Here is a 22,861-nt window from a genome sequence, read left to right as displayed (position 1 = left end):
GCGGTCCACGCTAGCAGCGGGCGCGAAGGCCGTCACTGTCCGTGAAAGGGCTGGTCTGCACCAGAACCAGCCGAGTGGCCGATCGACGACCATGATCCGTCACGGTCGGCCACGGGGAATTCGGTAAGGATCTTTCGGATTCACCCCATCGTGAGTCGAATGGGTGTTCGATCGCCGGTAGACTCGTCACCAGGTGAAAGCGAGCGGCGACTCGCGATGCTGGGGTGTCGGTCGATGTCGAACGGGATGCCGTACGTGCCCGTCGGAGAGGAAGGAGCGGCTCACATGACGCGTGAAGGCTGAAGCCGGATCAACGCGCTGTGGGTGTGGCGGTCGCGCACGTGCGACTAGTCCAGAGGGAGATCGAAGGCGACGAGTGTGCCGAGGCTCGGCGAGGAGTTGATGAAGAACTTCCCGCCGGCGGTGTCGGCGCGTTCGGCGAGGTGACGCAGTCCCCGGGTGGCGACGCCTTGGGGCACGCCGGATCCGTTGTCGCGCACGCGGAGTTTCACACCGTCGCGATCGCGGGTCAGAGACACGCGCGTCTCGCTCGCACCAGAGTGGCGGACCACATTGGACAGTGCTTCGCGCAGTGCCGCGCGGATGTGGTCGGCGCTCGCGGCGGGGATGTCGGCGAACTCGCCGGAGAGCTCGAGGGTCGGCGGGTAGCCGAGGAGTTCGCCGGCGATGCGGACTTCACCGCGGGCGGACTCGGCGAGGTCGGTCGGTGTGCCGATGTCGTGGCGCGGCTCGGGTGAGCGCAGCGCTCGCACGGTGCCGCGGATTTCCTCGATGGTCTGGTCGAGCTGGTCGATGGCGTCGGACAGCCGCGCGCCGTCGGCTTGGGCGAAGCGCTTGCGCATGTTGCGGCGCACACGGTCGAGCTGCATGCCGGCGCCGTAGAGGCGTTGCACGATCACGTCGTGCAGCTCGCGGGCGATGCGTTCGCGCTCTTGGTAGAGCGTCACGCGGTGGCGGGCGTTGGCGCCCTCGGCGAGTGCGAGCACGACGCCTGCCTGTGCGGCGAACGCCACGAGCATCTCGACGGTCCCCGCGGAGAACGGCTCGCGGCCCTGCAGGCGGTAGACCGTGAGCGCGCCCAGGACCCGGCCGCCGGAGCCGAACGGTGCGGCGGCGAAGGGGCCGAAGCCACGGAGCTCGTCGGGCACGAAGGGTGCGGTGCGCGGGTCGACGACGAAGTTGTCGCTGACCACCGGCTCGCCCCCACGCGCGACGCGACCGGCGGCGGAGTCTGCGGGCAAGGTCAGGCCCTGCAGCGCGCGGCCGGCGCCGCCGGGGTCAACGGCGGCTTCGACCACGACCTGCCCGTCGTCGGCGCTGACCATGGCCAGGCCAAGGTCGGCGTCGGCCAGCTCGGCGGCGCGGATCACGACGGTGTCCAGCACGGCCTCCGGGTCGTCCCCGGACAACGCGGTGCTGGTGATCTCGGTGGCAGCGGACAACGCCCGCGCGGCAAGTGTCGGGTCCATGAGCAACACCGACCCTAGCGCGTGCTTGCGGCCCGGACCCGGAATCGTGACCGTCACCAATCACCCCTCGCGGCTGGTACCGCTTGCTTTTCGAGCACCTGGCCGCCGCGGACCTCCAGCACGACGTCGGCGTCGAGCTGCTCGTCGAGGTTGTGGGTGACGTGCACGACGGTGCGGCCGGCGAGCTCGGCACGCAGCGTGGCGCGCAGGGCGCGAGCGGTCCGTTCGTCGAGGTGCGCCGTGGGCTCGTCGAGCAGCACGAGGTCGGCGGCCGGCGCCGCCAGCAACGCCCGTGCCAGCGCGACGCGCTGGGCCTGGCCACCGGAAAGCCCGGTGCCGGCGCTGTCGAGGACGGTCGCCGCGTCGAGCTCCGGCAACTGCGCGAGGTCGAGCGCCCGCCGGACGTCCTCGTCGGTCGCCCGGGGATCCGCGAGCCGCAGGTTCTCCGCCACGCTCGTCGACACCAGCATCGCCTCCTGCGGCGCCCACGACACCCGCCCGGGCACCGCGACCTCCCCCGCGCGCGGCTCCAGGAACCCCAGCAACGCCGCCACCAACGTCGACTTCCCCGCCCCGCTCGGCCCCACCACGGCGACGTAGGTTCCGGGCTCGATGTCGAGCGTCACGTCGGTGAGCACGGTTTCGCCACCGGGCCAGCCGAAGTCGGCGCCACGAAGCCGCACGGCGCTCATTAGTGGCTCGGGCGCGTCGCCGGCCCCCTTGCCAGGGCGCGCCGCACGGCCGAACGGCGCCGGCTTCGACGCGATCGTGGCCTTGCCGCGCTGCCGCTCTTCGCCGGCTCGCATTTGCGCCAAACCTCCCGCGCTGGCGGAGTTGGCCTGTGCCGAGGCGGACGCCAGGTGCAATCCAGCCGACCGAGCCGCTTCGCCAGGCAGCGCCGGCTCTGATCCGGCAGCTGTGTCGAGGTCGCCCAGGCGGAGGCGGGCTGCGCGCAGCGTGTCCCAGTGGGTAGCGGCCGGCGGCAGCAGCGAGAGGACTTCGGCGAGGGCCAAGGGGACCAGCGCCAGCAGCGGAGCCATGACTCCCGCCAGGTGGCCGGACGTGACGGCCGGCGCGGCGAGCAGCGTGCTGCCCACGGCAGCGGCCCCGGTGGCCAGGACGATCAGGGCGTCGGCCGCGCCGGCTCCGAAGGCTTGGCGGCGGGCAGCGGCGGTCAGCCGGGCGTCGGTCGCGAGCAGCGAACGGCGGCGTGCGGTCGCGGTGCCGTAAGCGATCAGCTCGGCCGCCGAGGTGAACAACACGAGGACCCGAGCAGCGACGTCGCGGCGCCCGGCGGCGAGGGCGGCCGTCGCGTGACGCTCGGCCAGGAGGGCGAGCCGGGGCGCGACGAGACCGACCACCACGGCAGCGGCGAGGAGCAGGCCGGCGGACGGAAGGACGACCGTCTGCACCGCGATCGCGCCCACGGCGACAAGCCCGACGACGACCGGCGGCGAGACCACGCGGGGCAGCAAGTCGCGGATGGTGTCGACGTCGGTGACAAGGCGGCGCTGGCCCTCGCCGGCCGCCAAAGCGCGCGCCGGGCCGAGGCGGACGAGCGAGTCCCACAGCCGGACGCGCAACCGCCCGGCGATGCGGAACGCGGCGTCGTGCGTGACAAGACGTTCGGCGTAACGCAGAGCCGCGCGCCCGAGCCCGAACGCGCGCACGCCGACGACCGCCACGGTCAGCGTCAAGATCGGCGGCTGCAACGAAGCCTTCGCGATCAGCCACCCGGAAGTCGCCGTCAGCGCAACGCCCGCCAACAGCGCAACGGCACCCAGCACGGCTCCGGAAAACAGCCGACGGTCGAGCAAGAACCGCCACGGCACCGGCCGACCGGACCCCACCGTGCTGGCGGACGTGGTGCCGGACAACGGCTTCTCATCCGCCACCGCCACCGCCGCCGACCGCTCGTGCGCCGCGATGATCGCCGCCGCCCCACCCGCCACCGCCCGCTCGACAGCGCCCATCACGCGCCGGGCGTTGACCTCGTCGAGGTGGGCCGTCGGCTCGTCGAGCAACAGCAGCCACGCGCCCGCCCGCACCCTCACCAACGCCCGCGCGACCGCAACGCGCTGCCGCTGCCCCAACGACAGCTGCCCGACGGGCCGGTCCCCCAAACCCGACAACCCGAGCACCGCCAGCACCTCATCAACGACGTCAGTAGCGCCGACCGGGGCAGCAGCCGCGCCGGCTTCTTCAGAGCCGACCTGGGCGGCTCCGACACGTCCAGCCGCACGCAGCGCAGACCCAACCGCGCCCGAACCGACAACGGAGTCACCTGCAGGCGAATCGACGAAAACCGGGGCCGAGCCGAGCCCGGGGCCGGCGCCAGCCGCGCCCGCCACCTCCTCACGGACGGTCCCGCCGCTGAACACCGGCGACTGCGGCACCCACGCGACATCCGCGCGCCAGCGGTCCACATCCACCGAGGCCAGCGGGACGTCGCCGAGGGTGATGGTGCCGTCGTAGGTGGGGAGGAAGCCGAGGAGGGCGGCGAGGGTGGTGGATTTGCCGCCGCCGCTGGGGGCGCGGAGCCAGGTCGTTTGGCCTCGGCCCGCGGAGAACGAGGAACCAGCAGGGGCGAAGCCGCCGCGTCGCGCGATGCTTAGGTTGGACACAGTGAGTTGTCCACGGGGCGGAAGGCGCGTGCCGAAGTGCGGGGCCGGCTCGGCCAGGACGTCGGTGACGCGGCGGACCGCCTCGACGCCGTCTTCGCTGGAGTGGAAAGCCGCGCCCACCGCGCGCAGGGGCTGGTAGCACTCGGGGACCAGGATCAGCACGCCGAGCCCGATGGCCAGGGGCAATGAGCCCGACACCAGCCGCACGCCGATCACGACGGCGACCAGGGCCACGGACAACGTGGCGACCAGCTCGAGCACGAAAGCCGACGAGAACGCGACCCGCAAAGTCTTCAACGTCGCGCGGCGGTGGCGTTCCGAGACGCGAGCCACGGTCGCCGACTGCGCGTCGGCGCGGCGGAACGCCGTGAGCACCGGCAGAGCGCGCACCAATTCCAGCAGCAGCCCCGACATGCGGTGCACGGCGTCCGTCGCGCCTGCCACGCGGTCGGCGGTGAACTTGCCGACCAGCACAGCGAAAACCGGCAGCAAGGGCACCGTCACCAGCACGATCACGGCCGACGGCCAATCCATCCACAGGATCGCCGCGCCGGCCGCGAGGGGGACCACCGCGGCCGTCACCAAGGCCGGCAAGTACTCGCGGAAGTAGGCGTCGAGCGCGTCCAAGCCGCGGGTCACGAGCTCCGTCAGCGAGGCGTCGCCGCGGCGGGCCAGCCATTCCGGGCCGAGCCGCAGGCTGTGGGAGACGACGCGGGCGCGCAGGTCCTGCTGCGCCGTCGCCGCGGCGCGCGCCGAGACCACCCGCACCGCCCAGCCGGTGACCGCCCGGCCCGCGACGAGCGCGAACAGAGCGGCCAGCTGGGCGGTGCGGCCCCCGATCCCTGTGGAGACGATGGACGCGAGCACGTCGGCCAAAAGAAATGCCTGCGCCACAAGGAAAACAGCGTTGACGAACGAGAGCGCCGCCACGAGGAGCAGCGCCCGGCGCGCGGCCGGCCCGAGAGCCGAGAGCGCGCCGAGCGGCCCCTTGCCCGGCCGCACCTGGTCCACTGTGGACCTCGGGGCGGAAAGGGTGGTGCGGTCGGGAAGCGTGATCACGGTGCGTGCACCGCCGGGATGTGCTGGACGCCGATGCGCCTGCGGAAAACCCAGTAGGTCCAACCTTGGTAGATGAGCACAGCCGGCGCGCCGAACGCGGCGACCCACGTGATCACCTTCAGCGCGTACGGGCTCGCGGAGGCCTGTGCGATGGTCAGCGAGTTGGCCGGATCCCCCGTCGACGGCAGCACGTTCGGGTACAGCGCCCCGAACATCGTCACCGCGGCGGCCGCGATCACCACGCCGAGCGCGGCGAACGCCTGCCCGTCACGGTCCGCGCGCAGCCGCAGCCACGCGACGATTGCGGCAACCACGCTGACCACAAGCGCGACCAACGTCCACACCTGCCCCGCGCGCACCTGCACCACGATCAGGAACGCGACCATCGGCAGCAGCGCCACCGGCAGCAGCCGCAATGCCAGCACCCGCGCCCGTTCCCGCAACTCGCCCGACGTCTTCAGCGCCAGGAACGCCGCCCCGTGCACCAGCGAGAACCCGACCACGGCGAGCGCGCCCAGCAGCGTGTCCCACCGCGCCGCCTCGAACGGCGAGCCGACGCGGTTGCCGTCGGCGTCGAGCGGCAGGCCGAGCACGGTCGTCGCGAGCAGCAGCCCGACGCCCAGCGGCGGGATCCACGAGCCGACCATGATCACGCGGTCCCACGTGCGCCGCCAGCGCTCGGAGTCGACCTTGCCGCGGTACTCGAACGCGACCCCGCGCCCGATCAGCGCCAGCAGCACGAGCAGCAACGGTAGGTAGGCGCCCGAAAACAGCGTCGCGTACCAGTCGGGGAACGCCGCGAACGTGGCACCGGCCGCGACGATCAGCCACACCTCGTTGCCGTCCCACACCGGGCCGATGGTGTTGACCATGACGCGTCGCTCGGTGTTGTCGCGCCCGAGCACGGGCAGCAGCATCCCGACGCCGAAGTCGAAGCCCTCGAGGAACAGGTACCCGAGCCAGAACAGCGCGATGATCCCGAACCACACCAGCTGCAGCGTTGTCATAACTCATCCCCAAAATCGCCCTGAGTTATCCACAACCCATCGAGTTGTCCACAGATCAGCTGTGGGTAACTCTCGTGGGTCATCGGGTGAACACTCTGGGTCCAACCCAACGAAACAGCACCCACCGAGTCAGTAAGCGAACGACAACGTGTCATCCGAACCCGCCTCCCCACCGTGAGCAGGCGGCGGCAGAACCCCTTCGACCCCACCGCGGATGTACTTGCGCATCAGGAACAGCTCCACCACGCCCAATCCCAGGTAGAGCACCGTGAGCGAGATCAGCGACGTCCACACCTCACCCACCGACAGCTTCGACACCGCCTGCGCCGTGAACATCCACATGCCCTCGACGCCCGTCGGGTTCGGCGCGACCACGAACGGCTGACGCCCCATCTCCGTGAAAATCCAGCCGGCGCTGTTGCCGATGAACGGCGTCGCAATGCCCGCGACCAGCAGCAACGGGAACCAGCGCCCGCTAGGGATCCGGCCGCGGCGCGTGAGCCACAGGGCCAGCAGACCGATCCCCGCCCCGATCGCGCCGAAGCCGATCATGGCCCGGAATCCCCAGTAGGTCACCGGCAGGTTGGGCACGTAGTCGATCGGCTTGCCCGCCAGCGGCCCCAGGTCGGGGTCGTTCGGATAGTTGGTGCCGTACTTCGCCTGGTACTGGCCGATCAGGTTTTCCACACCCGGCACCTCGGTGGAAAAGTCGTTGTGCGCGAGGAACGACAGCAGCGCCGGCACGGTGAACGTCTTCACGTCCTCGCAGTTGGCCCCCGCGACGTCGCCGATCGCCAGGATCGAGAAGCTCGCCGGCTTCTCCGTGTGGCACAACGCTTCCGCCGAAGCCATCTTCATCGGCTGCTGCTGGAACATCAGCTTGCCCTGCGTGTCACCCGTGATGGCCAGCACCGCGAACGCGGCGATCCCGACCCAGCCACCGAGCCGCAGCGACGCGCGCCAGACGTCCCGGTGCACGCCGGCGTCCGAGTCCGAGGCCGAACGACGCCGCCACAGGTGCCAGCCCGCCACCCCGACGAGGAACGCCGCCGCCACCGAGAACGCCCCGGCCAGCGTGTGCGGGATCGCCGCCAGCGCCGTGTTGTTGCCCAGCACCGCGAAGATCGAGTTCATCGTCGGCTTGCCGTTCACGAACTCCACACCCACCGGGTGCTGCATCCACGAGTTCGCGGACAGGATGAAGTAGGCCGAGGCCATCGACGCCAGCGCGAAGGCCCAGGCACACGCCAGGTGCACGCGTTTCGGCAACCGGTCCCAGCCGAAGATCCACAGGCCGAGGAAGGTCGACTCCACGAAGAACGCGACGAGCCCCTCCATCGCCAGCGGCGCGCCGAACACGTCGCCGACGAAGCGGGAATAGGCGCTCCAGGTCATCCCGAACTGGAACTCCTGCACGATCCCGGTCACCACGCCCATGGCAAAGTTGACCAGCAGGAGCTTCCCCCAGAACTTGGTCATCTTGAAGTAGCGCTCGTTGCCCGTGCGCACCCAGGCGGTCTGCATCCCCGCGACGAGCACCGAAAGTCCGATGGTCAGCGGGACCATCAGGAAGTGGTACACGGTGGTGATGCCGAACTGCCACCGCGCTAGCTCAAGGACATCCACGTACCCGAGCTAACTCCGCCCGCGCGGCACCGACCAGTTCAACACGTCCCGAAAAACGAGGGACCAACGTCCTGAACCCGGGAAACGCCCACGTCAGGCGTCCCGGGCACATCCGTCCACTGTGTACCCGAAAGGGATCTACCGGGTCTGCTCCACCAACCACGACAGGTACCGCGGGCTCCCGCCGACGAGCGGGGTCACCACGATCTCCGGCAGGGCGTAGGTGTGGCGCACGTTCAGGAACTCCTCGAGCGCACCCGCGCGGTCGGCCGTCGTTTTGCACTCGACGCGCCACTCGGAGTCGGTGCGCACCTTGTCCTCCCAGCGGTACACGCTGGTGATCGGCCCCACGATCTGGGCGCAGGCGGCGAGCCGCGCGTCGACGGCACTCGTGGCGATGTTCCGAGCGGTCGCTTCTTTGTCGACAGTGGTGGTCACGACCACGTGGTCAGCAGGCATGACCCGCACCGTACCGCATCCGCAAAACAGAATTCGGCGTGCCGAAAACTATATTCAGGAACTCCAGCGGAAGCTATTCAACAAACCTCACCGGGCAATTCGCAAACCCGATCAACTTGCGGCTTTCTGAACACCTCCTTTATCGTTGAAGTGAAAGGGGTGTCCACCGGCTCATGTCTCCCGCAATCATCGCTCTCATCAGCGCGTTCGGCCTGGTCCTGGCAGTAGAACTGCCTGACAAGACACTGGTCGCGACGCTGGTGCTGACCACGCGTTTCCGCGCGTGGCCGGTATTCGCCGGGGTGTGCGCGGCATTCGCGATCCAGTGTGTTATAGCCGCGGCGTTCGGCCACGTGCTGACCCTTCTTCCGGAAACCGTGGTTTCACTGCTCGTAGCCGCGATGTTCGGTATCGGCGCCTTCATGCTCCTGCGCGAAGGATTCAACGAAGCCGACGAAGCGGCCGACGACGCCGCGCGCCTCGGCGCGGCGCCGAAGTCCTTCCTGCGCTCCGCGCTGACGTCGTTCGGCGTGCTCTTCGCCGCCGAGTGGGGCGACGCGTCGCAGCTCGCGACGGCGGGACTCGTCGCGAGGCTCGGCAACCCGTTCGCAGTCGGGCTCGGCGCGTTCGTCGCGCTGGTCTCCGTGGCCGGGCTCGCGGTGTTCATCGGCGCGAAGATCCGTAGCCGCATCCGGCCGAAGCTCATCCAGCGCGTCGCGGGGTTCGCGTTCGCCGGATTCGCCGCGTTCGCCCTGGTCCAGCTCGCCTTCCGAGCCGGCTGACCACAGAGACTTCACAGGAACACGAGGTAGCCTCTCCGGAACCAGTGGATGAGGGCAAGGTGAACCCGCGATGACGCGGGGAGCCTTGCCCTTCGCCATGACCACCGAGGAGTGCCCCATGTCGAAGGCCGTGCCCGCCGCCGTGTCCCCCGTGCACGGCCGGCTCGCGCTGGCCGGCATGGCGCTCGCGGTGGCCATCGCGGCTGACCTGCACCTGCGACTGTCAGCGCAGGTCAGCCCGGTGTGGCAGACGCTGTCGGAGTACGTCTACGGCCACCTCGGCGGGCGCTCGGCCGCGCCGCTGTTCAGCGCGATGTGCCTGGCGCTGGCACTCGGTTCCGTCGCGCTGCTGGCCGGGCTGGTGAAGGCCCGCCGCTCGCCCGCGGTCGTCGTACTGCTCGGCGTGTGGTGCGCGGGCCTCACGATCTGCGCGACCGTCCCCGTCGACCCCGATGGCCAGGCCCGCACGTTCGACGGGCAGCTCCACAACGGCGCCGCCATCACCGCGTTCCTGGCCCTGCCGGCCGCCGCGTGGCTGCTCACGCGCCGCGGCACGCCGAAGTGCCCATGGGAACCGCGCCGCAGCACGATCCGCGGCCTGGCCGTCGCCAGCGTGGCCAGCGTGCTGATGGTGCTCGGCGGGTTCGTCTTCGAGCTGATCACCGGCCCCGCGCAGCAGGAAGTGACGCTGGGGTTGTTCGAGCGGCTGCTGTTCTGCGTGGACCTGGCGCTGCTGCTCACGATGGTGCGACCGCTGCTGGCGGCCGCGCGCCGCTAGGCGTCCGGACCCACCAGGATCGGCTCGACGCCGTGGCCGGTCAGCCACCACGACTCGTACTGCCGGTCCGGCCCCACGCGCAGCTCGGCGCCGCCGTCGAAGACCACCGCCAGCGTGCCTACCTCGGGCACCGCCACCTCGGTCACGCGCTGGCCGAACAGCGCGAGCACCGGCGCCAGGGCCGCACCGCTGCCGGGCTCCAGCTCGTGGCTCACGCCCTCGACGTCACGCAGTACGAACGACGTCTCGAGCACCAGCTCGGCGTCCACCCGCGGCTCGTCGGCCGGGTCCGGCTGGTCGACCAGCGCGAGGCGCACCTGGTAGTCGAACGACGTCCGGCGCACCTCGCAACCGACGAGCTCACTCGGAACGTTCACCTGGGCACCTCCGCGACGGCTTCTCGGCAAGCCGTCCCCTTTGCTCCACGAGACCATATTCCAGCACGCCACGCCGCACTACGCGTCGGTTCGGAGCACCTCGGTCAGCTTTCCGGCCGCCGCGACGACCTGGGGACCCACCGCGGCGGCGTCCAACGGCTCCAGCGACACCACCCCGACACTCGCCCGCAGTCCCGGCACCCCGCGCACCGGCGCGGCCACGCCGGACGCGCCCGCCTCCAGCTCGCCCGTGGACGTGACCCAGCCGTCGCCCCCGGGCCGCAGGGACATCGCCCGGCCCGCCGCGCCCGCGCTGAGCGGATGACGGCTGCCCACGCGGTACGCGACGTGGTAGCTCGTCCACGACGGCTCCACCACCGCCACGGCCTGCGCCTGGTCGCCCTGGGCCACGGTGAGGTGCGCCGTGGCCCCGACCTTCTCAGCCAGCTCCCGCAGCACCGGCCGCGCCGCTTCCCGCAGCTGCGGGAGCACCTGCCCGGCCAGCCGCAGCAGGCCGACCCCGAGGCGCACCTTCGTGCCGTCGCGCCAGATCAGGCCGCGTTCGGACAACGGCACCAGCAGCCGATAGACGGCCGCGCGGCTCGCGCCGATCGTCACGGCCAGCTCGGAGATGGTCGCCGCCTCCTCGCCCGCGTCGGCTACCGCCTGCAGCAGGGCCAGGCCGCGGTCGAGGGTCAGCGACCCCTCCCTGCTCACAGCAGCTCGAGCTCACCCAGGTCGGCCACCGGCTCGGCGAACGACGCCGCCGCGTAGGACGCGAAGAGCTCCCGCACGGCCTTCGCGGCCGGCTCGGACAACGCGCGGGCCTCGTCGGCCAGTGCCTTGCCGTCGGTGGACTCCAGCGCCTCGCGCACGTCGCCGCCCGAGAGGCAGCGAGCCGAAGCGACGATCAGGTTCAGGAAACCGTGGTGCGTGAAGCCCGACTCCGGATCGGTGTGGCGGACGGCGCGGTGCAGGCTGTTGGTGGCCTTGAACGACGCGCGGGGCGCGCCGCTGACCACCGACATGAAGTCGGCCACCTCGTCGACGCTGGGGAAGTTCTCCCCCGCCGGCCCGCCGCAGCGGATCTTCGGCCAGCTGCCGTGCTCGATGACCTTGCGCACGCCGTCGAGCCAGCCGACGCCGCGGCGCGGCTCGACCACGCGGATCACGTCTTCGGGCACGAACTCCGAGACGCGCTCCAGCCACACCTCGTCGACGTCCGACGGCGCCGGCATCTCGACCATCCGCAGCGACAGCAGCTCGCTGCGCGACTCGACGATCGAGATGGCCTTGGGCACGCCGCCGAGCCCGGTGTCGATGATCAGTGACAAGGGCAGCGGCTCCTTCGGCTTGATCTTGATCAACTCGGTGATCAGCTCCGGCAGCCGGGAAGCCTGGCAGAGGAAAACGCCCAGTACACCGGCGTGTTCACCCGCCCGCGACTCGTAGTGCGCTCGCAGGGCTTCGGGCATGGCCGCGTCCGAGGGCGGAAAGAGCGCCGAGTCGTCGACGAGCCGCGCGAACAGGGGAGGAATTCCACGGGGGCCGGGGGGCGTGAGTTCCACAGCGCTTGACACGAATGACACGCTAGTAGCGTACGACAACAGGACAAAATTGTTCGTTCTGCGGACACCTCCCGAGGAGTCACCCATGCCCTTCTACCGGCGAGTAGGCGAGGTCCCCCACAAGCGGCACACGGCCTTCCGCAAGCCCGACGGCGGCCTGTACGCCGAAGAGCTGATGGGCGTCGAGGGCTTCTCCGCCGACTCGGCGCTGCTGTACCACCGCGGCCTGCCGACGGCGATCGTCGACGCGGTGGCCGTGCCCGAAGACCGCGGCGGCCTCGTGCCCAACCACCCGCTGAAGCCGCGGCACTTCAAGACGCCGGAGCTGAAGTACGGCGCGTCCGCCGACGCCGTGACCGACCGGCGGCGGCTGTTCGGCAACAACGACGTGACGATCGGCTTCGTCGTCGCCACCGCCCCTTCTCCCCTGTACCGCAACGCGGCGGGCGACGAGCTGTTCTACGTCCAGGGCGGGTCGGCTGTCTTCGAGACGATCTACGGGGTGCTGGAGGCCTCGGACGGCGACTACGTGGTGATCCCGACGTCGTGCACCTACCGCGTGGTGCCGCGCGGCGAGGTCCGCCTGTACGTGCTGGAGGCGCGCGGGCACATCGGCCCGCCCAAGCGCTACCTCTCGGCGAAGGGGCAGTTCCTGGAGCACTCGCCGTACTGCGAGCGCGACGTCCGGGGACCTGTCGCGCCACTGCTCGTGGACGGTTCCGACGTCGACGTGCTCGTGCGCCACCGCGCCGGCCTGACCCGCTACACCTACGCGACGCACCCCTTCGACGTCGTCGGCTGGGACGGCTGCCTGTACCCGTGGGCGTTCAACATCGACGACTTCGAGCCCATCACCGGCCGCGTGCACCAGCCACCGCCCGTGCACCAGACGTTCGAGGGGCCGAACTTCGTGGTGTGCTCCTTCTGCCCCCGCAAGGTCGACTACCACGAGGACTCGATCCCCGTGCCGTACAACCACGCGAACGTCGACTCCGACGAGCTCATGTTCTACGTCCGCGGCAACTACGAAGCCCGCCGCGGCTCGGGCATCGGCATCGGCTCCCTGTCGCTCCACCCGTCGGGCTTCACACACGGCCCCCAGCCGGGCGCCGCGGAGGCGTCGATCGGCGCGGAGTTCTTCGACGAGGCGGCGGTGATGGTGGATACGTTCGCGCCACTGGAGCTCGGAGAAGCGGCTTCGGCTTCCGAGGACGAGGCTTACGCGTGGTCGTGGTCGGGGCGAGGTCCGACGGGGTCCTGAAAGCGGACGGTGCCGGTCCAGACGTGGCCCGGCAGGCCGGCTCGCGAGCCGGTGATCCACAGCTTTCCGGTGGCGGCGATGTCGAGAGCCGCGGCGAGGGACGCCCGCGGCACCCGGAAGGCCACGGCTGTGCCGTCGGGGCCGACGGCACAACCCTCGATGTTCAGCCGGCCGAGGGTGAACGCGATCGTCGGCTCGGCCACCAGCTCCAGCTCGGTCCACTCCGCAGCGCGGGAGGGCCGAAGGCACACGACCACGGCGAGTGCGGTCGACAGGACCGTGATCGCCGCCAAAACGACCGTCAACGGGGAGAACAACCGGTCTCCCTGCGAAAAAGTCAGCCACGCCACCACGTAGAGCGCCGAGAGGCCCGCCACCGCAGCGGCTTCGATCCAGTCCCGACGCTTGCGCAGCGCTCGGAGGGGCTCGGCGTCGGGCGTCGTGGTGGGCTGGGCCGGAACCACCTCGCGGCTGCCGCCGGGCCGTTCGTCGCGGACCCGGGCCGGGACGAGGCCGGCGTCAGCGGCCAGCACCGCCGCGCGGTCGCCGTCACGGAGCAGCCAGAGGTGTCGCCGCCGCGCGAGCACCTCCGCCGCGTACCGCGAGGCCCTGAACCGCACCCAACGCCCGTCGGCCAGCTGCACACCCACCTCACGGCCGGCCACGACATCGCGGACTTCGGCCTGCTCGAAGGCCTTGCCCAGCAACGGCTTCACCCGCCGGTACCGAACCACGGCCAGCCCGCGCAGCACCGCGCTCCCGACGAATAGGTAGCCGAGCAACACCGCCTCGGCGACCGCCGTCGTCCCGCCGGCCACGAGCACTGCCGCGACCACCACGAGCGCGATGGCCAACGCGAGCTGTCGCCCCTCCGCGCGCCTCGCGGCGCTGGTCAGGTCCCCGAAGAGCGGCAGCCGTTCGGCGGGGACGGTGGGATCGGGCTCCCAGGTGTGCATCGGTGCTCCTGAATCAGGCTTCGTCCGGGCCGAGGCGCTGAACGTGGATTCGCCGGCCGCCGAATCGACGGCGGATCAGAGATGACCGGGTCGGGCTCGACGGCGAACTCGGACCACCGTCGATACTGCCCCATACCGATAAGCGCGATGAGGTACTGAAGCGCCCGCACCGCTGTGAGGACCGGGGCGATCGTCAGCACGATGGCGAAGAGGGACCGGTCATCGTGTGGATAGCCCAGCCGCGCCCAGGCCAGGAGCGCCGTCGTCAACGCGAACACGACCGTCTTGCGCCGGGCCACGCGGAGGTTCGCCGACTGCTTGGCTGCTTCCCAGGCATCGGCCGGGGGCTGGGGTGGCCGGGCGCCGTCGCGGAGCGGTTCGGCGCGTATGCGGGCTTTGAGCAGTCCGGCGCCAGGCAACAGGACCCGCGCCCGGTCGCCGTGCCGCAGCACCCACAGCCGCCGTTGTGCGACAAGCGGCGGTTGCGTGGTTCTGGAGGTGATCGCGAGCCAGTGGCCGTCCGGCAGTCGCACGGCGACCTGGCGCCGGTTCGCTTCGATTCCCACTGGCTCGACGTCCACCGGCACGAAGACCTCCGTGAGCAGTGGCTTGATCTGCCGGTGGACGAGAACCGACCGGATGTGCAGAAGCAGGTAGCCGCCGAGCAAGTACGCCATCAGCACGACGTCCGCGGTGGAGAGGCGGTAGTTGGCCATGAGGACCGCGACGACAAACCCCACCAGGACGACGGCGGTGATCAACCGGCCAGGCCCACCGCGCAGCGCCGCGGCGAAAACTTGCCGAACAGCGGCAGCTGCCCGGCCGGGACGGTCGGATCAGGCGTCCAGGTAGGCATGGTCATTCCTCCGGCTGGGTGGCGTTTGTGGCTCGGTGGCGTTGTGGCTCGATGGTGTCAGTGGCTCAGTGGCTCAGTGGCTCAGTGGCCGATCGGCTGGGCGGCGGGTTCCGCCGGCGCCCGCTCCGGGGCCGGTCGGAATCGCGCCACACCGATCACGGGATAGCCGGGCACACCGACGGCCACGACGCCGAGCCGGGCGGCGCCGAGTGTCCACAGGCGATCGGAGGCAGCGACGTCGAGCGCGAGGGAGGCGAAGACCTTCGAAGTGCGGAAGCCGGCCACGCTGCCGTCGGGAAGCCGGACGTGGCCCTTCAGCACCGCGCGATAGCTGCCGCTGAACGTGATCTGCCGGTCCAGCACCGGCAGTTCGGTCCACGAGCGCTCCGAGCGCGGCCGGAGCAGCTTCAGCAGAGTGATGGCGCACGTAAGCGCGTGCAGGGCGGCGAACACGCCCAGGACTGCGACGGCGGCACCTCCGGGCGCCGCGAAGTCCGCGGCCGCGGTCCGGGCGACCACATCCGCCTTGAGGCCCACCACGGTCCACACCGCCAGGCCGACGGAGATCACGTTCAGCAGGACCATGATCAGCATCATCGGAACCTTGGCGCGACGGTCGGCGCTGAGCACGGGGTCTTCGCACGGCGCGACCACGTCACGCGGTACCACCGGCAGGTGCTTCGCGCCGCTCACCGGCGCGGAAACCAAGCGCCCCTTCCAGACCAGGACGATTCCGGGCACCACGACGTGAACGCGGTCGCCGCGCCTCAGCAGCCACAACCGGCGCTGCCCGGCGAGCTGCACGCGGACGCCGGGCGGCAGCTGGACGCGCAGCCAGAGGCCGTCGGGCAACCGCACGCCGACGTGGCTGCGCCGTGCGACCAGACCGTCGGGATCCACCGGCATGGCCTCGAACACCTCGGTGGGGCCCGGCTTCGTCCCGATCCCCGAGACGACGGCCGGCACCCAGTTGAGCAGGATCCGACAGCCGAGGAAGGCGACGAAAATCGACGCGGGAACGCTGGCACCGGCGAAGAGCAAAGCAAGGCCCGCCACGGTGATCAGGGCCCCGAACAGCACCTGGGCCGCCGCGGTGCGGCGGGCCTTCGCGTAGAGGTCACCGAACGGGGGCAGCGAGGCGGCGGGCACCCCCGGCTCCGGTTCCCAGACGGGGATTGTGGTCGTTTTGTCGGTCATGTTCTCCCCAGGTGGCGGTACTGATCACCGGCTATTCGCCACTCGCGCGGGGTGCGTTACGGATCGGGTCTTCCCTTCTTGCTAGAATTCAGGTTAGGCTCACCTAAGTAGGAGGTGACCCGTGACCGAGGCCCCGACATCCGTCCGACGCCCGCCCGCGCCGAACCCCGCCGAGCGGGCCAAGACGATCGCGACGCGCAACGGACCGGCGACGATCATGCCGACCGTCGAGCGCGCCGATTGCGAGGCCGAGCGCGTGGTGCCTGTGCTGCACCACGTGCACCACAGCGGCAGCGTCAGCATCCTTCTGCCCGACGAGCACCCGATGGTGCGCACGTCGCGGCAGACTCAGCGCGGCGAGCTCGCCGTCATGGTCGAGCTCGCCGACCACGCCCCGGTGGAGCTGCGGGAACCCATCCGCGGCCTGCTGTGGATAACCGGGTGGCTCCGGCCGCTCTCGGCGGTTTCGGCGCGCGCCCGCGCCGTGTCGATCGCCGAGCAGCGGCCGGACGAGCGGCTCCTGGACGTCGGCCACGGCCTGACGCTCCTGCGGCTCACCCCCGCGTCGCTCGTCCTGGCCGACGCGGAGGGCACGCACTCGCTGCGGCCGCACCTGTTCAGCGCGGCGCCGCCGGACCCTTTCCACAGCTACGAGGCCGAGTGGCTGCGCCACCTCGAGAGCGACCACTCGGACGTCGTGGAGCAGCTCGCGCAGCACCTGCCGCCGGGCCTGCAGCACGGGCGCATCCGCCCGCTCGGCCTCGACCGCTACGGCCTGCGCCTGCGCGTCGAGTCCGACACCGGCGACCACGACGTGCGCCTGGCGTTCTCGGAGCCGATCGACAGCCCGCCCAAGCTGGCCGCCGAGCTCCGCCGGCTGGTCGGCTGCCCCTTTCTCCGCCAGCAGCACCGCTCCGACTGAGTCCCACCTCGTAGGGATGGTTCGTCGGCCATCCCCACGGGGACATGTCGAGTGATCCACCTGTGGACAACTCGCATTCATCCCCATGGGGACAGCCCGGCACCTGTCCCCATGGGGATGAGTTGTGCCTGGGGACAACTCATCCCGCTGGTTGGGTCCGACCCAACCAGCAGAAACTGGTCACACGCGACAAAGGCCGGCCCCACCTTAAGTGGAGCCGGCCCGTTCGCGGCGAGCGCGAAACGTCAGTCGTCCGCCAGTTCCGGCGGGAAGCCGCCCGTGGCGATGGGGCCCCAGCGGTCGATGGTGATGCGGATGAGGCTCTTGCCCTGCTTGCGCATGGCTTCGCGGTACTCGTCCCAGTCGGGGTGTTCGCCGGAGATGCTGCGGAAGTAGTCGACGAGCGGTTCGACGGAGTCGGGCAGGTCGATGACCTCGGCGGTGCCGTCGACCTGGACCCAGGGGCCGTTCCACTCGTCCGACAGGACACAGACCGAAACGGCAGCCGAACGCCGCAGGTTCGCGGCCTTCGCCCGCTTCGGGTAGGTCGCGATCACGATCCGGCCCTCCGCGTCGACGCCGCACGTGTTCGGGGAGAGCTGGGGCCGCCCGTCGGCGCGGGTGGTGACCAGGATCGCGTGGTGGCGGGGCTTCAGGAACTCGACCAGCGCGTCGCGGTCGACCTTCGTGTTGGTGGCGATAGTCCGAGGCATACCCCGAAGGTAGCGTGCGCTCATGAGCACGACAGAGCGATCGGGCATCAGGTCCTGGCTGCTGCCCCTTCCGCCCGATTCGCCCGCCCCGATCGTGGACGAGAAGGAGCGCCGGGCCGTCAAGTTCGAGCTGGTGCTCGTCTTCGGCATCACGCTCGGCCTCTCCGGCGCACGCAGCCTGCTGTCCCTTGTGGACTCCCTGTTGCGCCCGGTCCCGCTGGCGCAGCAACAGGTGCAGCTCAACGTCCCGCAGGCCGCCGCCAGCCTCCTGGACCTGCTGCAGCAGCTACTCAACGCCCTGCAGCTCGTCAGCTGGGGCGTGCTCGGCCTGTACCTGCTGTGGCGCGCCGGCATCAAGATCCGCGACATCGGCCTCGACCGCCGCTCCCCCGGGTCCGACGCACTGATCACCCTCGGCCTCGCCGCCGTGATCGGGATTCCCGGGCTGGGCCTGTACTTCCTCTCCTACCACCTCGGCTTCAGCCTCGCGGTGCAACCGTCCACATTGGGCGACACCTGGTGGCGCCCGATCGCGCTCACGCTCTCGGCGTTCGGCAACGCGTTCGCCGAAGAAGTGCTCGTGATCGGTTACCTGCTCACGCGGCTGCGGCAACTCGGCGTGCGCGAGAACAATTCGCTCGTGGGCGCCGCGGCGCTGCGCGGCTCGTACCACCTTTACCAGGGGTTCGGCGGGTTCGTCGGCAACTTCGTCATGGGCCTGGTGTTCGGCCGCGTCTGGCAGCGCACCAACCGGCTGTGGCCGCTGATCGCCGCGCACACCCTTTTCGACGTGGTGTCTTTCGTCGGTTATTCACTCCTGAAAGGCCATCTTTCCTGGCTCCCCTGACGCGCGCTCATTAGGCTCGACCTCGTGAACGACGTGAAGGCACCGCCCAGGGTGGACAGCGAAGTCGGACCCCTTCGTGCAGTTCTCCTGCACCGGCCGGGAAACGAGCTCAAAAGGCTGACGCCCCGCAACAACGACCAGCTCCTCTTCGACTCCATCCCGTGGGTGGACCGGGCGCAGCAAGAGCACGACGCGTTCGCGGAAGTACTCCGCGGCCGCGGCGTCGAAGTGCTCCTGCTGGCGGACACCTTGCGCACGGCGCTGGAGGACAGCCGCGCGCACACCGCGGGCGTCCACGCGGCTGTGGATGAACTGCGCCTCGGCGCCGACCTCGCCGATTCGCTGCGCTCGCACCTGAGCGACGTCGACGCGAACACGCTCGCCGAGGTCCTGATGGCGGGCATGACGTTCGAAGAGCTGCCGTCGTCGGAGGGCTCGTCGCTGGTGCGGATGATGCGCGACCCGCACGAGTTCGCGGTCGACCCGCTGCCGAACCTGCTGTTCACGCGCGACTCGTCCGCGTGGATCGGCGACCGCGTGGCGATCTCGTCGCTGACCATGCCCGCGCGGCGACGCGAGACGGCTGTGCTCGACCTCGTCTACGCCTACCACCCGCGCTTCCGCCACGCGGCGCGCGCGTACGGCGCCCACTCGGCGCCCATCGAGGGCGGCGACGTGATGCTGCTGGCCCCGGGCGTGCTGGCCATCGGCGTCGGCGAGCGCACCACGCCGGCGGGCGCGGAGTCGCTCGCGCGCTCGGTATTCGCCGACGGCCTCGCGCACACCGTGCTCGCCGTGCCGATCGAGCAGACCCGCGCGACGATGCACCTGGACACGGTGTGCACCATGGTCGCGGCCGACGCCGTAGTGATGTACCCGCTCGCGCGCGATTCACTCACGGCGTTCACCGTGCGTCCCACCGGCGACGGCGGGGTGAAAGTCGCGGGGCCGGCGCCGTTCTTGAGCGCCGCCGCCGAGGCGATGGGCATCGACCGCCTGCGCGTGATCGACACAGGCCTCGACCCCGTGACCGCCGAACGCGAGCAATGGGACGACGGCAACAACACCCTCGCGCTGGCCCCCGGAGTCGTCGTCGGGTACGAGCGCAACTTCGAGACCAACGAACGCCTGGCCGACGCCGGGATCGAGGTCCTCGCCATCGCCGGATCCGAACTGGGTTCAGGTCGCGGCGGCCCGCGCTGCATGTCGTGCCCAATCGTACGGGACACGATATAAAGCGAAGTTAGCCTTCCCTAAATGAGTGGAATAAATTAAGGGGAGGCTAACCAAAATAAGGGAAGATTTCTTTAGGAATGGTAACCCTAATAGGGTGGAGATCACCAGGTAAAAGTGGAAATTAATCGAGAGTTGTCGTACCGTCATTGACATGGCCCTCACGAAGAAAGAACCGCGCTCGAAGTTCTACGAACTGCTGCAGGCGCAGATCCACAACGAGTTCCACGCGTCCCAGCAGTACATCGCGCTGGCGGTCTGGTTCGACAACGAGGACCTGCCTCAGCTCGCGAAGCACTTCTACAAGCAGTCGGTGGAAGAGCGGAACCACGCGATGGCGCTCGTGCAGTACATGCTCGACCGCGACCACCACGTGGAGGTGCCGGGCGTGAAGGACGTCCGCAACGAATTCTCCGCCCCGCTTGAGCTCCTCGAGCTCGCGCTGGAGCAGGAGAAGGAGGTCGCCGCCGACGTCGCCGCGCTGGCGAAGGCCGCGCGGGCCGAAGAGGACTACATCAGCGAGCAGTTCACGCAGTGGTTCCTCAAGGAGCAGGTCGAGGAGATCTCCCAGATGTCCACGCTGGTCACTGTGGCGCGCCGCGCGGGTGACAACGTGTACGAGATCGAGAAGTTCCTCCACCGCGAGGCCGTCGGCACGGCCTCCGCGGACGCCGGCATGCCCCCCGTCGCGGGCGGCGCTCTGTAAGGCTGCCGGTTGAACCGGCCAGTCAGCGGGCGCTGTCACCATCAGGCCAGCCATCGCGGAGCCCGGGTTGTCCCCTTGTGGACAACCCGGGCTTCGTCGTTTTGTCGGCACGTGAGACGCGCGGGGCACCGGGGTCATACCGCTGGCAGTCGGCTTGCCGGTTCGGTCGCTAGGTCCGACCCACCCAGCCGTCCACAACGCCAGGCCTATCCCGAATACCAGCAGCTCCGCGCGCGGCAGGCCCGGGGTTCGTTGGGTCCGACCTACCCAGCTGCCCACAGAGGCGGAGGCCGGTCGACAGCCCGTTAGGTCAGGCCCATCGAGCCGTCGCCAGCTGTCCACAAGGGCCCGGACAGAGAGGAACCCGGGCTCTCCCCCTGTGGATAGCCCGGGTTCCTCGGTCGGCGCCCGGCTCAGCCGGCGCAGGTCTGGTTGACGGAGCGGACGTCGAGGCTCGAGACGGAGCCGTCGTCGGCGAGGGTGAAGTGGTAGGCGCCCTCGTCGCCTGTCGGTGCTACCAACTCATCGGAGGCCTGGGATGTTCCCGGGTACGCGGCGGTCACGTCCTCTTTCGCCGAGCCCTCGCCGACGCCCTCGGGCGTGTGGGCGGCGCCGTCCGGTTTCACGACCACCACGCCGGCGTCCGGCGAAACCACGGCGGTCGCGGCAGGGACGCCCTCGCCGGCGACGTCGTAGTAGGTGCAGCCGGCAGATTCCTTGACCTGCGTCAGCGCCAGGCCCGAGTCGGCCAGCTGTTCCTCGGTCATCCCGAGCTTCAAGACCCCGAGACCGTCCGCCGTCAGCAACGATCCCTTCGTGACCTTGTCCGGCGCGTCACCCCGCGTCGCCGGCGGTGGTGAATGCCGCTTCGGCGGAGCCGACGAGAGGTGCGACGGCGCGACCGGCGGGGCAACAGGCGGATCTTCGGCCGCCGGCGGTGAGGCCGCCGTAACCGGCGCGACCGGCGGCGGAGCGGACACGTTCGGCATCGTCAGCCGCGAGGCCGTGAGGTCGGCCGTGCCCGTCGTGGCCTGGAACTTGAACACCACGAGCCCACCCGACACCAGCGCGAGCGCGCACACCGCCCCGGACGCCGACATCAGCACCTTGCGCCGCTGCCGACGTCGTCGCGCACCGGCCATGATCGCCGGAGCCGCGTCGGCCGGCGGCGCGACGCCGAGCCGGTCGTCGGAAAAGAGCGTGCGCAGCCGCTGTTCGAGCTCATCCTCGGAGACGTTCAACCCGCTTCGCTCCCTTCTCCGTGCTTCAGCTTCGTCCGCAACGAAGCGATGGCCTTGCTGGCCTGGCTCTTCACCGTCCCCTGGCTGACACCGAGCGCTTCCGCGATCTCAGCCTCGGACAGTCCTTCGTAATAACGCAGCACCACCACCGCTCGTTGCCTCGGCGGCAGATTTCGCAGCGCCTGCCACAGCGGCTCGTGCTCGAACGGGTCGTTCGGCGCGCACGGGCTCGTGTCCGGCAGGTCCGCGACGAGGTTCTCCCGTCGCGTGCGTCTCCACCGGCTGACGTGCGCGTTGGCCATCGAGCGCCGCACGTACGCGAGCGGGTCGCCCGTCTTCTGCTGGACGTAGGACCAGCGCGAGCCGATCTTCTCGAGCACGGTCTGCACCAGGTCGGCAGCGTCGTGCGGGTTGCCGGTGAGCGCGTGGCCGTAGCGCAGCAAGCCGGGCAGGCTGGCTGTGACGAAGTCACCGAACTCGGCGAACACCCTGGGCTCGGCCGCCGCGCGCGCGTCCGGGATCCACGTCGGTTCTCCCCCCGAGATGACAGGTGCCGCTGCCGTCACCAAATCGCCCCCTCCCCGGATGAGATCGCCGCGCACCGCGTCCTCGTCATCCCCCACACGCATGGCAGCCCCCGCAGGTTGTCCAGCTCTCGCGACTACTTTCCGTGAACGTCCACGCGATTCAGCGCACGGAGAGCGACTCGGGCAGCTTCAACGAACCGTCCGCGCCTGATGGGAAATCGTGTACCGCGACCACAGCGTTTCGCGCGATCGGCCCGTAGATGTGCGGGAAGAGGATTCCGTCGGGGTGCGGCGGGGCGCCGGCCTCCCAGACCACACGCGCGTCGACCCGCGTGGGGTCGATCTCGAGCAGCAGGAGGTCGGTGCGGCCGCGGTAGAGCGCGTTCGCGGGCAGGCTGACGGTGCCGGGGTCGGAGCAGTGGATGAACCCGATGTCGGCGAGCGAAGGCGCGGCGTAGTCGCCGGCTTCGGGCACGGCGGCCCACTCGTCGCGGGAACAGATGTGCAGGATCACCCCGAAGATCGTGCCACCGCGGGGCACGTCGAGGTACGGGTTTACCCGGTGAGCGGGGTGTGACTTCAACGCTGCGATCAACGCTGTGGAAGTTCGGCGTCGAACTTCCACAGCGTTG

Annotated in this window: 22 protein-coding genes; 7 read left to right on the top strand and 15 right to left on the bottom strand. The window is 70.3% G+C overall.

The genetic code is table 11. The features are described from left to right. Positions 1-347: 347 nt before the first annotated feature. The 5 genes from ABZU76_RS07315 to cutA form a co-directional block, all read right to left on the bottom strand. Positions 348-1,490: a GAF domain-containing protein gene (locus ABZU76_RS07315; RefSeq protein WP_220245563.1), complete on the bottom strand. Its 1,143-nt coding sequence runs from the start codon at positions 1,488-1,490 to the stop codon at positions 348-350. 53 nt (positions 1,491-1,543) lie between these two features. After that, a complete protein-coding gene (locus ABZU76_RS07310; RefSeq protein WP_354866025.1) occupies positions 1,544-5,125 on the bottom strand; it encodes an ATP-binding cassette domain-containing protein in 3,582 nt (1,193 codons plus the stop codon). A gap of 44 nt (positions 5,126-5,169) precedes the next feature. Then, complete coding sequence (cydB, locus tag ABZU76_RS07305) at positions 5,170-6,180, bottom strand: cytochrome d ubiquinol oxidase subunit II (protein ID WP_354865934.1); 1,011 nt, start codon at positions 6,178-6,180, stop codon at positions 5,170-5,172. A 129-nt stretch (positions 6,181-6,309) separates the two neighbouring features. Beyond that, complete coding sequence (locus tag ABZU76_RS07300; protein WP_354865932.1) at positions 6,310-7,806, bottom strand: cytochrome ubiquinol oxidase subunit I; 1,497 nt, start codon at positions 7,804-7,806, stop codon at positions 6,310-6,312. 138 nt (positions 7,807-7,944) lie between these two features. After that, positions 7,945-8,265, bottom strand: a complete 321-nt coding sequence (gene cutA / locus ABZU76_RS07295; RefSeq protein WP_354865930.1) for a divalent-cation tolerance protein CutA — start codon at positions 8,263-8,265, stop codon at positions 7,945-7,947. A gap of 173 nt (positions 8,266-8,438) precedes the next feature. Between cutA and ABZU76_RS07290 the strand changes: the two genes are divergently transcribed. Together ABZU76_RS07290 and ABZU76_RS07285 are read left to right on the top strand one after the other, a co-directional pair. Beyond that, positions 8,439-9,047: a TMEM165/GDT1 family protein gene (locus ABZU76_RS07290; RefSeq protein WP_354865928.1), complete on the top strand. Its 609-nt coding sequence runs from the start codon at positions 8,439-8,441 to the stop codon at positions 9,045-9,047. 97 nt (positions 9,048-9,144) lie between these two features. Beyond that, positions 9,145-9,825 carry a DUF998 domain-containing protein gene (locus tag ABZU76_RS07285; protein WP_354866023.1) on the top strand — a complete coding sequence of 227 codons (681 nt, stop codon included), beginning with the start codon at positions 9,145-9,147 and terminating at the stop codon, positions 9,823-9,825. On the opposite strand, the gene ABZU76_RS07280 is transcribed toward ABZU76_RS07285, so the two are convergent. From ABZU76_RS07280 to ABZU76_RS07270, 3 genes are all read right to left on the bottom strand, one after another. Next, positions 9,822-10,202 carry a DUF6188 family protein gene (locus ABZU76_RS07280; RefSeq protein WP_354865926.1) on the bottom strand — a complete coding sequence of 127 codons (381 nt, stop codon included), beginning with the start codon at positions 10,200-10,202 and terminating at the stop codon, positions 9,822-9,824. The genes ABZU76_RS07285 and ABZU76_RS07280 overlap by 4 nt on opposite strands. Positions 10,203-10,280: 78 nt before the next feature. Beyond that, positions 10,281-10,919, bottom strand: coding sequence for a helix-turn-helix domain-containing protein (locus ABZU76_RS07275; protein ID WP_354865924.1), 639 nt, complete (start codon positions 10,917-10,919; stop codon positions 10,281-10,283). Next, the gene (locus ABZU76_RS07270) at positions 10,916-11,770 is read right to left on the bottom strand and encodes a hypothetical protein (RefSeq protein WP_354866021.1); all 855 of its coding nucleotides are present in this window, start codon (positions 11,768-11,770) and stop codon (positions 10,916-10,918) included. Before ABZU76_RS07270 ends, ABZU76_RS07275 begins: the two co-directional genes overlap by 4 nt. Positions 11,771-11,855: 85 nt before the next feature. Here ABZU76_RS07270 and ABZU76_RS07265 point away from each other — a divergent pair, with 85 nt between their 5' ends. Next, positions 11,856-13,031 (top strand): homogentisate 1,2-dioxygenase, encoded by a 1,176-nt coding sequence (locus ABZU76_RS07265; RefSeq protein WP_354865922.1) that lies wholly within the window; start codon positions 11,856-11,858, stop codon positions 13,029-13,031. On the opposite strand, the gene ABZU76_RS07260 is transcribed toward ABZU76_RS07265, so the two are convergent. The 3 genes from ABZU76_RS07260 to ABZU76_RS07250 all read right to left on the bottom strand — a co-directional run bounded on the left by ABZU76_RS07260 (position 12,989) and on the right by ABZU76_RS07250 (position 16,040). Continuing rightward, positions 12,989-13,987, bottom strand: coding sequence for a hypothetical protein (locus ABZU76_RS07260; protein ID WP_354865920.1), 999 nt, complete (start codon positions 13,985-13,987; stop codon positions 12,989-12,991). The two genes, ABZU76_RS07265 and ABZU76_RS07260, sit on opposite strands and share 43 nt — an antisense overlap. Then, on the bottom strand, positions 13,924-14,748 hold the full coding sequence (locus ABZU76_RS07255; protein WP_354865918.1) for a hypothetical protein: 825 nt from the start codon (positions 14,746-14,748) through the stop codon (positions 13,924-13,926). Before ABZU76_RS07255 ends, ABZU76_RS07260 begins: the two co-directional genes overlap by 64 nt. Before the next feature lie 176 nt (positions 14,749-14,924). Beyond that, positions 14,925-16,040 (bottom strand): hypothetical protein, encoded by a 1,116-nt coding sequence (locus ABZU76_RS07250; protein ID WP_354865916.1) that lies wholly within the window; start codon positions 16,038-16,040, stop codon positions 14,925-14,927. A 121-nt stretch (positions 16,041-16,161) separates the two neighbouring features. On the opposite strand from ABZU76_RS07250, the gene ABZU76_RS07245 reads away from it, so the two are divergent. Continuing rightward, complete coding sequence (locus ABZU76_RS07245) at positions 16,162-16,962, top strand: DUF2470 domain-containing protein (RefSeq protein WP_354865914.1); 801 nt, start codon at positions 16,162-16,164, stop codon at positions 16,960-16,962. 245 nt (positions 16,963-17,207) lie between these two features. Here the strand turns inward: ABZU76_RS07245 and ABZU76_RS07240 are convergent, their stop codons facing one another. Then, a complete protein-coding gene (locus tag ABZU76_RS07240; RefSeq protein WP_220245549.1) occupies positions 17,208-17,675 on the bottom strand; it encodes a PPOX class F420-dependent oxidoreductase in 468 nt (155 codons plus the stop codon). A 22-nt stretch (positions 17,676-17,697) separates the two neighbouring features. Here ABZU76_RS07240 and ABZU76_RS07235 point away from each other — a divergent pair, with 22 nt between their 5' ends. The 3 genes from ABZU76_RS07235 (at position 17,698) to ABZU76_RS07225 (ending at position 20,461) form a co-directional block, all read left to right on the top strand. Continuing rightward, complete coding sequence (locus ABZU76_RS07235) at positions 17,698-18,522, top strand: CPBP family intramembrane glutamic endopeptidase (protein WP_354865912.1); 825 nt, start codon at positions 17,698-17,700, stop codon at positions 18,520-18,522. A 51-nt stretch (positions 18,523-18,573) separates the two neighbouring features. After that, positions 18,574-19,758, top strand: coding sequence for an arginine deiminase (locus ABZU76_RS07230; protein WP_354866019.1), 1,185 nt, complete (start codon positions 18,574-18,576; stop codon positions 19,756-19,758). Positions 19,759-19,909: 151 nt separating this feature from the next. Then, entirely contained in the window at positions 19,910-20,461 is a 552-nt protein-coding gene (locus tag ABZU76_RS07225; RefSeq protein WP_354865910.1) for a ferritin, read from the top strand. 413 nt (positions 20,462-20,874) lie between these two features. On the opposite strand, the gene ABZU76_RS07220 is transcribed toward ABZU76_RS07225, so the two are convergent. The 3 genes from ABZU76_RS07220 to ABZU76_RS07210 are packed head-to-tail and all read right to left on the bottom strand — an operon-like array spanning position 20,875 to position 22,743. Then, positions 20,875-21,702 carry a hypothetical protein gene (locus tag ABZU76_RS07220; RefSeq protein ID WP_354865908.1) on the bottom strand — a complete coding sequence of 276 codons (828 nt, stop codon included), beginning with the start codon at positions 21,700-21,702 and terminating at the stop codon, positions 20,875-20,877. Further along, the gene (locus ABZU76_RS07215) at positions 21,699-22,331 is read right to left on the bottom strand and encodes a SigE family RNA polymerase sigma factor (protein WP_220245545.1); all 633 of its coding nucleotides are present in this window, start codon (positions 22,329-22,331) and stop codon (positions 21,699-21,701) included. Before ABZU76_RS07215 ends, ABZU76_RS07220 begins: the two co-directional genes overlap by 4 nt. Positions 22,332-22,389: 58 nt before the next feature. After that, entirely contained in the window at positions 22,390-22,743 is a 354-nt protein-coding gene (locus tag ABZU76_RS07210; RefSeq protein WP_354866017.1) for a DUF952 domain-containing protein, read from the bottom strand. Positions 22,744-22,861: the final 118 nt, after the last annotated feature.

The sequence above is a fragment of the Amycolatopsis sp. NPDC005232 genome (assembly GCF_040607795.1).
Taxonomy (GTDB): Bacteria; Actinomycetota; Actinomycetes; order Mycobacteriales; family Pseudonocardiaceae; genus Amycolatopsis.
The sequence above is the reverse complement of the archived record's forward strand: the minus strand, read 5'-3'. Positions and strand labels throughout refer to the sequence as shown.